General features: G+C 48.8%; 13 protein-coding genes. 6 read left to right on the top strand and 7 right to left on the bottom strand.

The window, feature by feature from the left end:
- Positions 1-74 precede the first annotated feature (74 nt).
- The 7 genes from ACO0LC_RS22685 to ACO0LC_RS22655 all read right to left on the bottom strand — a co-directional run bounded on the left by ACO0LC_RS22685 (position 75) and on the right by ACO0LC_RS22655 (position 4,951).
- Positions 75-623 (bottom strand): hypothetical protein, encoded by a 549-nt coding sequence (locus ACO0LC_RS22685; protein ID WP_423007376.1) that lies wholly within the window; start codon positions 621-623, stop codon positions 75-77.
- 98 nt (positions 624-721) lie between these two features.
- The gene (locus ACO0LC_RS22680; protein ID WP_423007374.1) at positions 722-1,615 is read right to left on the bottom strand and encodes an ABC transporter permease subunit; all 894 of its coding nucleotides are present in this window, start codon (positions 1,613-1,615) and stop codon (positions 722-724) included.
- A 10-nt stretch (positions 1,616-1,625) separates the two neighbouring features.
- Positions 1,626-2,447, bottom strand: coding sequence for a taurine ABC transporter ATP-binding protein (locus tag ACO0LC_RS22675; RefSeq protein ID WP_423007372.1), 822 nt, complete (start codon positions 2,445-2,447; stop codon positions 1,626-1,628).
- Positions 2,423-3,412 (bottom strand): taurine ABC transporter substrate-binding protein, encoded by a 990-nt coding sequence (gene tauA, locus ACO0LC_RS22670; RefSeq protein WP_423007370.1) that lies wholly within the window; start codon positions 3,410-3,412, stop codon positions 2,423-2,425. Before tauA ends, ACO0LC_RS22675 begins: the two co-directional genes overlap by 25 nt.
- Positions 3,413-3,825: 413 nt before the next feature.
- The gene (locus tag ACO0LC_RS22665; RefSeq protein ID WP_423007368.1) at positions 3,826-4,047 is read right to left on the bottom strand and encodes a hypothetical protein; all 222 of its coding nucleotides are present in this window, start codon (positions 4,045-4,047) and stop codon (positions 3,826-3,828) included.
- Positions 4,044-4,475, bottom strand: a complete 432-nt coding sequence (locus ACO0LC_RS22660) for a VOC family protein (RefSeq protein WP_423007367.1) — start codon at positions 4,473-4,475, stop codon at positions 4,044-4,046. Before ACO0LC_RS22660 ends, ACO0LC_RS22665 begins: the two co-directional genes overlap by 4 nt.
- Positions 4,472-4,951 carry a helix-turn-helix transcriptional regulator gene (locus ACO0LC_RS22655; protein ID WP_423007365.1) on the bottom strand — a complete coding sequence of 160 codons (480 nt, stop codon included), beginning with the start codon at positions 4,949-4,951 and terminating at the stop codon, positions 4,472-4,474. The genes ACO0LC_RS22660 and ACO0LC_RS22655 overlap by 4 nt, the downstream gene beginning before the upstream one ends.
- 1,054 nt (positions 4,952-6,005) lie before the next feature.
- On the opposite strand from ACO0LC_RS22655, the gene ACO0LC_RS22650 reads away from it, so the two are divergent.
- The 6 genes from ACO0LC_RS22650 (at position 6,006) to ACO0LC_RS22625 (ending at position 16,036) form a co-directional block, all read left to right on the top strand.
- Complete coding sequence (locus ACO0LC_RS22650) at positions 6,006-7,307, top strand: hypothetical protein (RefSeq protein ID WP_423007363.1); 1,302 nt, start codon at positions 6,006-6,008, stop codon at positions 7,305-7,307.
- A gap of 32 nt (positions 7,308-7,339) precedes the next feature.
- The gene (locus tag ACO0LC_RS22645) at positions 7,340-9,460 is read left to right on the top strand and encodes a hypothetical protein (protein ID WP_423007361.1); all 2,121 of its coding nucleotides are present in this window, start codon (positions 7,340-7,342) and stop codon (positions 9,458-9,460) included.
- A 555-nt stretch (positions 9,461-10,015) separates the two neighbouring features.
- A complete protein-coding gene (locus ACO0LC_RS22640) occupies positions 10,016-11,317 on the top strand; it encodes a tyrosine-type recombinase/integrase (RefSeq protein WP_423007359.1) in 1,302 nt (433 codons plus the stop codon).
- A 165-nt stretch (positions 11,318-11,482) separates the two neighbouring features.
- The gene (locus ACO0LC_RS22635; RefSeq protein WP_423007357.1) at positions 11,483-12,364 is read left to right on the top strand and encodes a hypothetical protein; all 882 of its coding nucleotides are present in this window, start codon (positions 11,483-11,485) and stop codon (positions 12,362-12,364) included.
- A 350-nt stretch (positions 12,365-12,714) separates the two neighbouring features.
- Positions 12,715-15,177 carry a DUF3987 domain-containing protein gene (locus ACO0LC_RS22630; protein ID WP_423007355.1) on the top strand — a complete coding sequence of 821 codons (2,463 nt, stop codon included), beginning with the start codon at positions 12,715-12,717 and terminating at the stop codon, positions 15,175-15,177.
- A gap of 640 nt (positions 15,178-15,817) precedes the next feature.
- Complete coding sequence (locus ACO0LC_RS22625; RefSeq protein WP_423007353.1) at positions 15,818-16,036, top strand: hypothetical protein; 219 nt, start codon at positions 15,818-15,820, stop codon at positions 16,034-16,036.
- The last annotated feature ends 216 nt before the right edge of the window (positions 16,037-16,252 follow it).

The raw sequence follows: 16,252 nt of genomic DNA, 5'->3' as shown, positions 1-16,252 counted from the left end.
TGACTAGCCTGAGCATTCGCGGCTGAAGCCGCTCCTACAGCGGATCGCGCTTATTCTTAAATGCCGCATTGTAGTTAAAATTGATCCCAAACTCCCCACCAGTTTTGTTGCGCGTCTGGGCGAGGGTGTTTTTCCGCAGACAGATAAGTTGTCTCTTCCAGATTGATATTGACTTCAGCAGGTATTCTGTCATGCAATAACTGATAAGCAGGCCCTTTCTCTACACTCTGCAGCACCCGGGCCATGTCCTGTACGGACCAGCAATCATAAGACCAGGTATCTTCTGCCATCAGCTCAGTGACGATGCCCATGTCGAGCTTGTAGCACAGACGCAAACGCAAACGCAAGGCGGGCTGCGGCCCCGTAGCAGCTTCGTTATGCGGGAGGCAAAACAGCCGCACTATGCCTATCTCAAAACGCGTCCCACGCCCGCGATTGGTGATGTCGTCATACACGACCAGACCATCACCTTCCGCCTGGACGACATCATAGTCACGGGCATCCTGATAAAACGCCGCCATCAGACGCAAGGCCTGTGGCAAGGTCATGGTCTTGAGGGTTTGCTTATTCGCCCTGAGTAAGGTGCGCAACTCTTTTTCAGACTGTGCCGGATTTTTTTTCATGCTTGCATTTCTTTTGGAAGAGATGCCAGCATTGTGCCACGCCTGCCTGAACTCTTGAAGCATTGACTGGAAATGCACAAATGCATGCCCTTGCTGTTTTAGCTATGCGCCTTCCAGGGCAGCAGTTTGTGTTCCAGCCTGCGCATGAGCAAATCGAACAGGTAGGCGACGATACCGATGAGGATGATGCCCATGATCACAATATCGGTACGCAAGAAGCTGGAGGCATTCAACACCAACTGCCCTACGCCAGCCGTGGCTGCCACCATTTCCGCTGCGACCAGAGTAGTCCAGCCGAAGCCGATGGCTATCCTCAAGCCGGTCAAAATATCAGGTAGCGCTGCTGGCAAGATCACATGCCGCAATAACTGCCACTGGCTTGCGCCCATGGACAGTGCCGCATGCAATTGTTCTGACGCCACCTTGATGACACCGGCGCGAGTAGCTACGGCGATGGGGGCAAAGCATGCCAGGTAAATCAGCAAGATCTTGGCCGTTTCATCTATACCAAACCAGATCACGATCAAGGGCAGATAGGCCAGTGGTGGCAGTGGTCTATAAAACTCCAGGATGGGGTCAAAGATACCGCGTACGATACGATTAGAGCCCATTAATAGCCCCAGTGGCACCGCGCTGATAGCGGCGAGTAGGAATGCACCAAACACGCGTATCAGGCTCCAGGCCAGATGTTGAAGTAAGGGCAGCCCGCCTTGTATATTGCCATTCCACGCCTGTTGAGCGGCTAGCCATACCGCCGCAGGCGAAGGCAGGAACAAGGGCGCTACCCAGGCCCTTGCGGTGATGAACCACCAGCCAGACAACAGTATGGCGATGGTGATGATAGTCACACCCAGGGTTTTGCCACTCCCTGGTCGCGGGTATACCTTCGCTACTGGCAATAGTGGTTCTGCCTCGCGTTTTACAGGTTCTATTTTTGCAGGTTCTGTATAAACGCTAGCAGGGCTTACAAGGGATGTGGATGATGGGGGCATGTAGGAGGCTTTAGGCAGGGTGATGCACAAGCTGCAGCAGACGTTCACGCCAGGCAATGAAGTCAGGTGAGGACTTGACCGCACGCGCATCGCCTGAGGATAGATACTCGCCAGAAAACGGCAACTCGAATTGTTGGGCAATGCGGCCCGGGCGCGGCGACATGACGATTACCCGTGTGCCCAGGAAGAGTGCTTCTTCCACACTATGGGTAATGAAGAAAATAGTTTTGCCGCTGCCTTGCCAGACCTTGACCAGCAGCTCCTGTATAGCTTCACGCGTCAGGGCGTCTAGTGCGCCCATGGGTTCATCCATCAGCAGCACGCGGGGATTATTGGCTAGCGCGCGGGCTATGCCTACCCGTTGCTGCATGCCGCCAGACAATTGATAAACGGGGGACGCAGCAAATTGCTCCAGACCTACCAGACGCAATTGATCCAGCGCAAGCGCATTGCGCTGGTCTAGCGCAATGCCGCGAAAGCGCAATCCCAGCGCGACATTGTCGAGCACATTCAACCACGGCATCAGCGCATGTTTTTGAAACACTACGCCTACTTCAGGGCTGGGGCCAGTGATTGCCACATCGTCGAGCGTGAGCTCGCCTTCAGAAGCCTGTATGAAACCAGCCAGGCAATTCAGCAAAGTGGTCTTGCCGCAACCTGAAGGCCCAAGAGCGACAACAAACTCACCTGGTGCGATAGACAGATTGACGTCGGACAAGGCCAGCGTTTCGTCAGGCCCGGTGCCAGCAAAGCGCACTGAGAGCCTTCGTATATCAAGCTGGCCGCCGCTGTGTGCAGCCGCCGTGCTTACTGTGCAGCTTTGCGTACCCATGTGGCATTGACTCCTACGCTGTAGTCTGGCAAAACAGTCTGGATAGTGCCCTGGCTCTTCAGGAAGGCCGCTGTGGCTGCCAGCGATTTTGCCGCGCCGCCACCCAGCCATTGCGCTGAAGCCTGTTGCTGCAAAGTCGGAAATTCATACAGCGCCAGGCTGGCAGGCACTTCAGCCGCATCGGCACCAGCCCATTTGGCTACTGCCTTGATTTGTGCCGAGTCTGCTTTCCAGTTCACCTTGTTGTTGCGGTAATCGGCATCCGTGTCCGCCAGCAGCTTCACCAGCTCCGTCAGGAAGGCATCGTTCTGTCTGGCGAAATCCTTGTTGACCACGATGCCATCAAAGGTTGCAGTGCCAGTCTGTTTGGCGATCTCACCAGAAGAGATCAGGGTCTTGCCTGTCTTCTTCACTTTGGCGAGCACCGGGTCCCAGATGAAAGTCGCATCAATATCACCACGTTCCCACGCTGCAGCTATTTCTGGTGGGCGCAAATTGATGATCTTGACGCTACGTGCATCCACCCTGGCATGCTCCAGTGCCAGCAGGGTATGGAAATGTGAAGTCGACACAAACGGCACTGCAATGCGCTTGCCGTTCAGCTCAGCCAGCGTTTTGACATTGCTGCCATTACGCACTACCAGCGCTTCGGCATCATTGATGTTATCGAGTATCCAGAACAACTGTATATTCAAACCCTGCGACAAGCCCGAGGCTATCGGGGCCGAGCCTGCTTCGCCGATGTGAACAGAACCAGACGCCAGCGCCCGTATGACATCTGCACCGCTGGCCAGCTTGCGGAAAGTGACTTTGTAACCGGTCTTTTGTTCCAGGTTGTGCGTTTCTTGCGCATAGCGCCAGGGCACGACCATGTCCTGGTAGGCGATCACTACTTCTTTGGTTTCGGCTACAGCAGTTCCCATGAGGAAAACGCCAACGGCGAGGGCAAGCAGATTCTTTTTCATATATTTGATGAGCATTGATAGACGGCCCAGTATATGAGTGCACTTTGTGCGGTAAAACGAATCTTTCCGACTAAGAATATGCGGGTGTTGAGTGTTTGGCAATTCGAGTTGTCATGCACTGCGGCTGAGTAATATTTGCCATAACATTACCAGAGCACAGCCAGGCGTCGCGCCGGCAGTACAGTTGATTTTGAAATTTCAGGATTTGTTTGAGCTACAACAGGGATTACAGATCCGTAAAGACTTGCGCTGTAATTCTCTCCTTGTTGCGTATACAAATTTTAGACATTTACCAGAACTTCACCGTGCCGATAACAGTAAAGAAAAAACACGGTTAGATAAATGCGAAAAGCCACTTAACAAAGAAATTTGTTAGGCGGCCTTTCATTTTTGGGTGACTCAAGCAGTAGAGCTTATGCGTGCGACTTGGTCTGCAACTTGATCGTATAAGGCAATGCAAACATGTACAGACCAGAAAATAGCATCAGAAACAGCGGCGGCAGTGGCGCATATGTAATCCACGGCGACGGCTCACCCGGGCTGATGGCTCTTGCCACGAAGTTGGCGATGACAGTCAGCGTGAAAACCATGGACAGCCAGCGGTGACTTTGTCGTATCCATTCATTCCAGTTCATGATGATTTCCCCGATTGTGGTTTAGACGCAGCTTCTATCATTTTCCAACCATTGCCAGAAGGGTCGCGAAAGCCAGCATCCACGGTGCCGTAACGATTCACGGGCTCTTGCGTGAATTCAACCCCACTCTTGCTCAAACGCTCGTAGGTAGCACGACAATCATCCACCAGGAGTACATTTGCTGGCATGGCACCTTTGGCTACCATCTCATGCAGGGTCTGCGCGGTTGCTGCATCATGCAGCGGCGCGCCTGGCACGAACAAGCCTAGCTGGAAAGAGGGCTGGTCCGGATGCTGGACCGTCAGCCAGCGATAATTGCCGTTGCGAACATCGGTGTGCACGATGAATCCCAGCTTGCCGACATAGAATGCCAGCGCTTCATCCTGATCATGCACATACAGGCCTGCCACATTAACGCCTTGAGTCATATATCCTCCTGATTTGATTGAGGCTCCAGTTTGCCAGCTGCTTCCGTACGCCGCTTCTCCAAAACTGCTGTATTGAGGTTGGGACGTTCTACGCTACGCAGTACGCATTCGGGAATATGTGCCCCCGCATGCGGAAGCGAGCGTTCACGAGCACGTAGCTCTCCCGGGCTCTCACCAGTAATGTCGCGGAAGATACGGCCAAAAGTGCCCAGACTGGCCCAGCCAGTCAGGAGGGCGATATCCGTCACTGGCATATCACTGTCGCGCAGCAGGGTTTTAGCCCGCTCGATGCGTCGTGTGAGCAGGTAGCGATGGGGAGGCAGGCCGAAAGCCTTCTTGAATTCACGCGCGAAGTGCGCCGCCGATACTGCGCTCACTTCAGCCAACTTATGGATAGGCCAGTCCTCATGGGCAGCCCCATCCATCCGGTCTTTCGCTCGCAGCAAGCGCCGTAATAACTGGGGACTCTGAGGCATCTTATTCTCGCGGGAAAAAATGCCAACCTCAAGGGCTGGCGCTGATGATGATACAGATTCTTGGTGGCCCGGTGGCGGAATCGAAGCACCCGCACAGGGATTTTTAGCCCCATACCTTACCCGTGCATTATTCAAATTTATCGGGAAAATCAAGGCCTTACAGTTTTTTTATGCAGCTTTAGGGCTGCATTATATCGCTATGGCGTTGACAGTTGCTTGACGCAATCCCAGATAAGTCCCTTCACTTGCGTAAAGCAAAGTAGGTCACGTTTCAGTGCACCTCAACAAGGGAAACCTCAATGATCTCATTGCCACGGCCATTTAAGAGGGCATGCACGCCACAGTTTAAAATTTGTTTTTAAATTATCAATTGATTAAATATAAATAATGGTATATTTTACATCATAGTTTGTAGGCCCCTGAGCTTTGTTCTGGCGTCCAGCCAAATATCACATTGGTGGCATTTGCATCTCAGTATTCAGTATTAGTGGAAACTTCTTATCCACCTGGTTCCAGCAATTGCTTCAAGAAAATTAAACGTAGCCGTTCCCTGTTTGACGCACGATTGAACTTGAGTAGCCATGCCCAATACTAGCTTATTCCCCTTTGTTCAAAACACGCCCGGCACTTCCCCTAATGCTGATACGAATTTCACTGTCAGCGACAGCACCACTGTTTTCCTCTATAGCGCGAAAGGACGATCTGCCATTCTGGCATTACTGGCCGTTGGCAGGATAGGTATGCAAAGGGTCGCCTTCTGTCAGAAGTGACTATCAGCTTCTTTATCACAAAGAAAGGAATGTTTATGAAAACACTCGTCCAGCAGCGCCCGTACTTAATAAGCTTAACAAACTTAATAAGCTCAATCAGCCCGGCTGCTGTCATTGCAATTGCGGCCTTGGGCGCCATCACTGCATTTCCCTCTATGACTATGGCACAACAGAACCCGGCTACGGGTGCTGTAAGCTGCAACGCAAGTTCTACATGGGTTAGCAACCCGTCCTTGCCAGGCGACGTGCAGAACATCAATGATAATTGCAGTTTTCAGCAGTATATGTGGCAGACCATGCTGTATCTGGTGCAACCAGTAACAACCGGCAGCAAGGTGTTGCAATTTGAAACCTTCATGCCTAGTTATGGCATTTTTGTTGATCCGGGCAAGACACCGACCGCCTGGGGAAAAGTACCCAAACCGACATATTGCAAAGGGCCATCCACCTTAAAGCAGAGCTTAAAACAGAACTATGTTTTTTCCAATATGACCTTGCAGGCAGGAGTTGGGCAACCATTGATCGATAAATCGCTGAACCGGGTATTTTACGGTGTGTCCGTCAATAAACCGGCCTATGATTTCATTACCGGTTGCGGCTTGTACCAGGCGCAGTGTAGTTTAAGCCTCGCGCCTGATCTGGTTGATCCGGCTGGTTATAAGGTGGTGGACATTCCAGGCTTGTACCCGACTTTGGCGTTTCCCACCAACTCGATGGAATTGAAAACTGCCTGGAAAATTTTGACGCCCGACGAACTGGCAGGCAAGACTTTTTATAGCACGAAAGGCTCGGTTCAGGCACCTGGCAAAACCTGTATGGAGAATGTGGATCTGGGGCTGGTAGGCATGCACATCGTGAGCAAGACGCCGTCGCAACCCGAGTTTATCTGGGGCACCTTTGAACATCGCAATAACGCTCCGTATTGCTCCGCGACCGAAGCCAAACCCCCTTTGGGCGGAAGCTGGACTTTTTATAATTCCAGCTGTACTGGCAGCAGCTGTACTACCAATCATTATGCCGAAGGCAAAGCCACTCAGGTTTGTACCATGCATCCCTGGGGCGACCCCACCCTTGGTATCATGCCCAACAATTTGAATTGTGGCTCCACCCCGCCACCTGGTTATATTTGCGACCCGGATACCCAAAAGTTCGTTATACAGCCCAGCACCGCCAATTTGCAGGCATTGGATTTATCCATGCAAAAAATGCTGGCCGCATTACCTGTGGGCGACGCCAATAAATTGTGGGCCAATTATTCACTGGTCGGCAATGTATGGACTGCCAAGGGGACTTTGCCGCCACTGGTGCAGGCGCAGGTTGGGTCCTTATCGGGCGCAAACAATAGCATGGAAACCTATGTGCAAAATGGCGTCTCCAATATTCAAAATCCCTACAATTGTTTCAGTTGCCATAATCTGGATGGTAAGAGTCGAGGCCAATCACTGAATGAGGCAGTAAAAGTGCAGTTGCCGCCAGCCGGACTTTCCCACATTTTCAATTTGCTGAATCTGCAAACCAAAGGTTGCAGCACAGGCGTGCTACCTAGTAACCCCATGTGTGCCGCCAACGGTGGTCCTAAAAAGTAAAACCGTGTTCAAAAATAATGAGAGGAATTGGCATGAGTTATTTGACATATCCAAGATTGCACTTTAGCGGCGGCTTTCTGGCTGATCCAAGCACGGTGAACAATACACCGGATAATTACACCGATGCGAATGATGAGGTCGCAAAGTTGCAGCTTTACTGGAATCCAAACGGCACTGGTATTTTTGATTTTCAAGGCTGCCTGGTCACCAAGGTAGTCTATGGTCCCGGTGATGAAACCACCGACCCCACTGTAGATCCGGTGATTGGGCAACCAGTTCTTGCCGCGTATACGATGGCAGCGCCGAAACTGGTTGACCTCGATCCCGATCAGCAAAATACCAGCGAAATATGGGGGCTGAGTTTGCAGGTGGCGGGCCCCACTGCCAACCCGGCATCGATCAGCGATTTTGTCCGAGGTGATTATGTCGCCGGCTCGTACAACGCGGTGTGGGCACAGGCAATTAACGGCCCACGAAGTTCAGGCAGTGGTTGCGGGGTATATCAATCAAGCCTGACCAACTTGAGTTGGGCGACTGCGGCAAAACCGCAGTCCAGATATCTGAGTCTGCTCCAGCAACAATCGCCGAAACAGTTGAGCGTCAATTTTGTGGTGAATGCGCATAATAATGCGCCAGTGATTTATCTGTTCAATACTGCGACCTTGCAGGCATTGGAGAAAAAAGGCGTGCCGGCCAGTATCACTGCCAAATTACTGCCCATGACCCGATATTACATGAACCTCGGTAGTAATGGCTTGCCTGCCAAGCTGGGCGAGGTTCCGACGGAATCGTATGTGAATAACCGGCTCACTATTTTGTTAGGTCAGGCCAACGCCGATACCTATCGCGCCACTATCCTGGCAACGACGCTGGCACCACCACCGTCATCAGTGCCACCGCCGAACATCAATACCAAGTTTCCAACTGGCTTGCTAACTGGCACCATAGGGCCACAGGCTACGGCGGTCCCCGTGTTTTACACGCCATCACGCATGATGGCACCGATTGCGCTGCCCAATAGCAATACCCGATGTAATTTTGCCCCGTTCTGCACGCAGGTGCTTAGCGACAGCAATGATAGCAAGGAAGTATTGATCACCGTTAATCTGGGCAACTCGCTCGCCACCAATAAGCCCGGTTATAACGACCCAGTGCAGGGTTTCGGGGTTGCCATGTATGCGTTGGGCGATCTGTTTTTGGTCTATTTTGATCAAAGCCAGGAGACGGGCATTAGTTTGAACAATGCGGTTACTATCACCGCTTTGCCAAACGACCCGGCCCAGATGGCAGAATTGATGACAGTGAGCGGTGGCATACTCACGGTGAAAGTCAATCCTGCCTTACTGCCACCTGACTTGACTTTGCAGCAGGCAGAACAAGGGGTGCTGACGATGCCCTTGGGCCTAGTGGGCAAAAATGCATTTTTTCAAATTATCTGGCTGGCAGAAAATATCAATGGCTATAATTTGCGGGCTGATCAGTTTGTCTTCAGGATGAACCCTGGTGTTACATCGGGACCTAACAGTGCAACGGCACTGGTTCGCTTATATGCCACTAAGTTTGGTCAACCTGCGGCCAATATCGGCCTCCAGGCAGCGCTGATGTCGCCAGAAGACTCGGTAAAGTACACCAGCAATACCATGGGTACTGGCGGCACGTCGGGATTGAAAAACATCGCGATACCGCAAAATGCCCTGTCTTTCAACACTGCGCCTTTGATGACCAATGAGCAAGGCATGGTCGAATTGAAAATCCTTGGCACTGACCCCGGTTTTCCGCGCGCCAGTCAAAACGTCGATGGGCAAATTTATTTTGTACGCTACAATTTCGCCGATCAAACTGTCGCGCAAAGCTACACCCAGCATTCGGACGATTTGATTAGCATACTGCTGTTTAGCCAACAGACTTTCCCCAAAAATCCAACCTGGGATAATTGCATTCAATACATTTTGCCGCAATATGCCAAGCTGTATCCCATCATGGGCCGTTTCAAGCTCAACGACTATGCCAGCGTGGTTGAATATGCCGAGCCTATCCGCACGGTGCTTGCAAAACCAATGGATGATGCCTTGCATATGCCAGTCATTCGGGATTTGTCGATTCAGCGCACGCAAATTATCCTGGATTGGTTTACCAACCATACGCCGAAATAAAGCATGTTCCATTGCTTCCATGCGCTTAACTTAAAATGCAACAGTGTAGTTTTCTGCCAGTGTGGTGGCCATCTCGGTGGCCACTGCGCGTGAATTGACTATACATTCCCGTTCAGTGCGCTGCAATCATGCTGGTATTGCTTGGCGTCCGCAAAGGGATGCAATAGCCAGGGTAGAGGCATTTCAATAGCGCCTTCAATTGCTGTCACAGAGTAAAGTTAGAAACGAGATAGTAAAGCAGCATTTCCCGGGCCGAGCTGGGAACAAGGATTGAGATGTTTTGAAAACAAAAATGCCCACTTCAAGAAGCGGGCATTTTTGTAAGATTATTTCTTGGTGGCCCGGGGCGGAATCGAACCACCGACACAAGGATTTTCAATCCTAGAAAAACTATATTTATTGCTGTTGATTAACATTCTTAAATTGAGGAAAGCCATTTAAAATCAATTGGTTATGTGTTTTCGTGTTGTTTGGAGTGTTGATTAACTCTGATTGATATGCTCTAATTCTGGTTACATGGCGGTTACATGGATCTGATTTAAGGACTTTCAATTAATGGCAAAAATAAAATTTACTTCTGGTCGCGTTGATGCATTTACTTGTGAACCTGGCAAAAAGCAGTCCTTTTTGTGGGACAGTACTGCACCAGGCCTTGGGCTTCGGGTAACGGCCAGCGGTGCAAAAGCATATATTTTTCAAGCTAAATTGGACGGTGAAGCGATGCGCATCACCATTGGTGATCCAAAAATATGGGAAATATCTGCGGCACAAAGTGAGGCTAGAAGGCTGAAAGTGATTGTCGATAATGGCCAAGATCCGCGCCACCTGAAGGAAGCTGCCAAAGCTGCAGAACAAGCACAACGAGCAGCCAAAGAGGCAGAAGAAGAAAACAAGAAAGCTCGTGAAATTCGTGAGTCAATCACGTTGGGAGAAGTTTGGCCAAAATATGTTCAGGACCGAAAGCAGCAATGGTCAGAGTTACATCTTCGTGATCATTTGCGCGTAATGCACGCTGGTGGGGAAGTTCGCAAACGAAGTAAAGAATTGACGAGACCAGGGCCTTTGGCTTCACTCGGACAGTTTCGCCTCGTGGATTTGACTGTGGAACGCATTGATACTTGGGCCAAGCAAGAAGCCAATGTAAGGGCAACAAGTGCTAGGTTGGCGCTACGTCTTCTGAAGGCATGTCTTTTTTGGTGTGCCGCACATCCGCAGTACGGTCCTGTCATAATTTCAAATTCAGCTCAAAGTCGAAAGGCTAGAGAAAGCCTGGGAAAACCGAAAGTTAAGCATGACGTATTGCAACGCGAGCAATTAAAGTCTTGGTTTTCTGAAGTCCAAAAGATAGAAAATAGGGTTATCAGTGTGTATTTACAGGCGCTTTTGTTAACCGGTGCACGGCGTGAAGAACTCGCAGTGTTGAAATGGACAGATGTCGACTTTCAGTGGAAGAGCATAAAGCTGAGCGACAAGGTTGAGGATTTCAGAATGGTGCCGCTTACTCCATATGTATCGAATCTCCTTAAGGGGCTACCTCGTAGAAGTGAATGGGTATTTAGTAGCCCAACGGCAGAATCAGGCCATATTACCGATCCAAGTATTGCACATAGAAAAGCGTGCAAATCGGCGGGATTGTTTGTCACCCTCCACGGATTGCGCCGCAGTTTCGCGACTTTAAGTGAGTGGACAGAGACGCCTGCAGGGATTGCCGCACAAGTCCAAGGTCATGCTCCTCAGGGAGTGCGTGAGCAGAACTACATACGTCGACCACTGGATCTGCTTCGGATGTGGCACGTCAAAATTGAAGAATGGATGCTTGCACAAGCGCAAATTGACTTTGCCTTAGAGGATTGCTAATTAGTTAAGTCCTAGAAAACAGATAACTCCCATTTATCCACAAATGTGGGAGGGGCATTTATTCAATATGGCTGCAATGACAAAAATAGAAATTTCTACTATAGTTTCGACTTTTTTACCGAGTGATTATCTTGCCGGAGCGTTCATAACGTGATCAGGATAATCATGTCAAAAATGATTCTTCCAAGAATAAAGACCTACACAAAAGTTCCTGAAGCACTAGAATTGCTTAGCACCTATACGGGGAAAGCGTGGAAAACTCCAGATGACTTATTGGACGCTGCCATGAGTTTAGCTTTACCATTGGAAGCGAGTTCACCTCAAACTTCAAGAGTAGTTACTCGTAGTTATGGCGGTCATTCTGAATTTGCGGTTACTCGCGGATGGCGGCCCGCACTGTTATGCCCTTTTCAAATAAAACAATTGATGCTGACAGGTGAAACGACGACTAGATTTCCGGCATTTTCAGCCGGTGATAGCGAATATGTATCATGGGATTTCGTAAAAACTAAGCGTGTCGAAATTGCGAAATCGAAAAGTGTGATCACCAATCAATCCGGTATTTGGATGCGACCAGGATCTTTTGAGAGCTCTATTGATAATGACGATCCTTGGATGGGCGAATCTGAAATTGAATATTTTGAGTTTCCTATAAAGGTAACCATAGATATGGTTTCGGTGCCCAAACACACGTTTATTGACCTGTTGATCAGCGAGGGCGTGGTTTGGCAAGATGAAGAGGTAGTCAATATCCTCGAGCGGGAGAAAAGTTCTGCCAGCCTGAAAAATACGACTCATCGTACGAAGACTCGAATGTCTCCATTAAATACAGAAATTGCTCAAGCGAGATTAACTGCAATCGATCCCGAAAATCCGGATAGTGTTTTTGCTGAATTGGTAAAACTTGCGGACCGCGGGCACGGGTGTTTGGTTGAAACGGTCGACAATGCTATTAAGTACCGGGCGGGGGACGAAGTAAAGTTCTTTACCAATAGGAACCTAAGAGACCGGATGTTTCGAAGTGCTAAGCAGCGACAAGGTAAATGACTAGCTAGCGCGCACGCGCTAGGAACGCGCTAACCTGTGCCAGGCAGCGCTACGATGCGCTAAGCAGCGCTACTATCGGAGAAAAAAAGATTCTGTTAAAGAATACGTATCATCACTAACCAACAGAGATGATACGTAATGATTAAGACAGTAATGTTTGCACCGCTGGAATCTGAAACACGTTCTACAGTCAATACCGCTGCCGCGGCATTTTACTTAAGCCGAAAACCACAAACTTTAAGAGCATGGGCATGCTTGGAGAATGGACCTATTCGTCCTCGTCGCGTGCATGGTCGCCTGGCTTGGGATGTGCGCGATATCAAAGCGCTGCTCAATGGAGAGGGGGAGTAATGGTCACTTCACCTTCATGTCTTGGTGGTGGGCAAGCAGACGCGATTCGTGCTGCCGCTCTTCAGTGCGCCAGCCTTGGATTGCCTGTGATTGCGATACATGGAGTTAAAGGTGATGGCTCCTGCACTTGTGGCGATCAACATAAAGGCCAAGAGAATTTGATCGGAAAACATCCGTGGGGGAAAGGCTCACCTGAGGCTACGCTCGACCCTAAGCTCATCAACATGTGGTTTGATTACAAGAAGGGATGCAATTACGGTATTGTGACCGGTAGGGAGTTCAATCATGCAGGAAAAGCTCTGGTCGTTATCGATATTGATAGTTATAAAGAGGGTGGCTTAGACGCGCTTGATGCTCTTGAGGCGCTTCATGGCAAACTACCCGATACGGCTACTGTGCTTAGCGGGGGTAATGGTGTTCATCGATATTATTTGACCAAAATAGGTCAAAAATTTAGAGCTAAACTGGGTGCAGATTCAAATATCGACATTAAGGGACCAGGTGGGTATGTAATTGGCCCTAAGTCTGTGCATAGAAGTGGTCGTTGCTATGAGACTGAAGCATCTAGCGATCTTTTTGATTATGCTCCCATAGCGGATTTACCAAGCTGGGTTACTGAGAAATTTGGCAAATGTGAAGTTTCTACAGATAGCTCACACCAAGTAGTAGCTAAAAATTTAACCCCAGAAGAAATTAATATTTACCAGAATGATTTATCGCAAATACCCGCGATAGATCGTTCTGTGTGGCGTTCAGTATTAATGGCATTGAAAGACCGTAGCGATTCTGAAGAGATGTTTCAATTGGCGGATAAATGGAGTCAATCTTGTCCAGAAAAGTATTTCCCGGATGACGTGCGCTACACTTGGAACACAATTAAACAGGACGGTGGTATAACAATCAAGACTCTGCATTACCTGGCTAATGAGGAGCGTGCGAAGAAGGTTGATCTTAGTTCCATTTTGCTTCAACCTACAACCTCAGTGCAGAAAAATGCAGGGTGGCTGCCACCGATATCGCTACAGTCGAGTGAACTTGGTGATCCTTATCCATTTGATGCACTACCCGCCCTAATTCAGGATGCCGCGCAGGAAGTTCAGCAGTTCACGAAAACACCGATGCCTATGGTTGTTTGCTCGGCCTTGGCAGCGTTGTCGTTATCGGCACAATCTCTGTATGACGTTCAACGAGCAGAATTGCTTACTGGTCCCATTGGCTTATTCATTATGGTTATTGCAGATTCTGGCGAGCGGAAAACAACGTTGGATAACTTCTTTTCAGAATCTGTCCGTAATTTTGAGGCTCGTGCGCTGGCAGAATCAAAGCCAAAAGTAGTGGAATTTAAAGCATCACATGCTGCCTGGGAGGCAAAGAAGAAAGGACTCTTGGATCGCATCTCTCTAGGCGTAAAAAGTTCTAAGGACACAAATAAATCCGAGAGTGACCTTCAACTTCTAGAGGCCGAGCGCCCTGTTCCACCTCAAATTGTCAGGTTAGTCTATAGCGATGTGACCATTGAAAAATTGACGCACGCACTTGCCAATGATTGGCCCTCAGCAGGAGTATTGTCGTCAGAAGGGGGCACTATTTTTGGTGGCCACGCGATGGGTAAGGATAGCCAGATGCGTACCATGGCAAACTATAATGAGCTTTGGGATGGCAAGGGTATCAGGGTTGATAGGCGCACTAGTGAATCTTACAGCGCAAGAGGTGTACGACTTACAGCTGCAATACAGGTACAAGAGCCGACACTGTCCACATTCCTAGAGTCATCAGGCTCCTTGGCGCGTGGTACTGGATTTTTAGCGCGGTTTTTGATTGCATGGCCAACCTCCACACAAGGCAGCCGATTTTTTACCGAGGCACCTAAGTACTGGCCTAGCTTGACTCTATTTCACAAGCGAATTGCCGACATTTTAGAGATGCCTCAACCAATGGTTGATGGTGAACTTCAACCAACCCTTCTTACATTGTCACCTTTTGCAAAAGAATCATGGGTTAACTTTCACGACGAGATTGAAGAAAAGCTTGCACCTGACGGAGATTTCTCATCAGTCCGGGATGTGGCTAGCAAGACTGCAGATAACGCAGTTCGCTTGGCGGCACTTTTTCACGTTTTGGAAGGCGCAACAGGTCCGATTTCACAAGAGCATATGCTTGGCGCTGCGCGCATAGCGAAGTGGCATTTAAGCGAGTCCTCTCGTTTTCTTGACGGCGTTACCTTAACCTCGGAGCAAAAAAATGCTGCGAAGTTGGATAGTTGGATATTAAACAAGTGCACTCAAGAAATTAAGACAGATATTTCTACCCAAAAAATCGCCCAATTTGGACCAAGTTCATTGCGCCAAAAGGCCACTATGGATGCAGCTTTAGCTATTTTGGAGGCGGCACATAGGATCAGGTCAGTCGATGGCAAAAAAAAGGTGTATCAAATCAATCCATTGTTACTTTCAAAGACCTGAAACAACCTATTTTGAATTGACTCCCACTCTTCAAGTCGCGCCTGGATCAGCGTAAAAATGCATTTTCGCGCTTCTTTACAGCACTGCTATTTTTGCTAATTCTGCGATTCTGTTAGCTTGATGTCCGCTCAATTTTAGGAATAGCGGGAATAGCAGAAATAGCAGTAGCAACAAGAGTTAAAAAGAAATCGATTTTTGACTGGTTGGTTCAGGTTTAATTAAATTTCCACAGGTCTGCTGCAGATATCATCGATTGAGAATTTTTTACTTCAAAATTCCGACTGAATTCAGCTCAACACTTTTCAATATCAACTTTTAGGGAGAATGGGGTAGGGAACAAGGTGACAAGGTAAAGAGTAATATATATATATATATATAGTGTATTAATATATGATTGAAGTTAAAAAGCATATTTATATGTTGATTTCCCTCCTTGTCACAAGGTAGGAACAGGATGCAACTATGCAAGGATTGACGTTGTTCCCGTTGGCATTGAATTTATCTTGCTGGATGGTCGGTTCGACCGTCAATTGCTTTACGTACGCGCGCGGTAAGGTTCTAAAATTTAGTAAGTTTGAAATTGTCAGATCGTTGAATCGATCGACGGTTGTGTATATTTTTTGCATCATAGGAGAGTTGCGTGAAAGTGTTGATTAATATCTCTGATGAAGTAAACGCTGAACTTGCGAAAATTAGCGAGGCTCGCAATGGTGTGCCTCGCGAAAAATTAGTGCTTGAGGCAATTAGTAAATTCATTGAGGAAAGCAAGGCTCACGATGTTTTCGGTATGTTGGCGGGACAGAATGGCGATGGCCTTGAATACCAAGTTCGGATGAGAGCGGAATGGAATAACCGTTAAAGAGCTGTGCAGATAGTCTTGTCTTTGACTTCTTATCAAATGAACCGACTTAGATCGGTTTTTTTTACATCTGATACTGAACTAGAGATCTGAGGTGTACTGTCAATAGCGGACACTCATGTTCTAAGCTGCCTGTGAGTGCCGATTAAAATTTTCAGCAAATAAGGCTGGCGATATATTGCCAAGACGCGAGTGACGTCGCTGGCGGTTATAAAA

It is taken from the genome of Undibacterium sp. JH2W, assembly GCF_049340425.1.
Lineage (GTDB): Bacteria > Pseudomonadota > Gammaproteobacteria > Burkholderiales > Burkholderiaceae_D > Undibacterium.
Note: the sequence above shows the minus strand (reverse complement) of the source record. Positions and strands in the feature narration are given on the sequence as shown.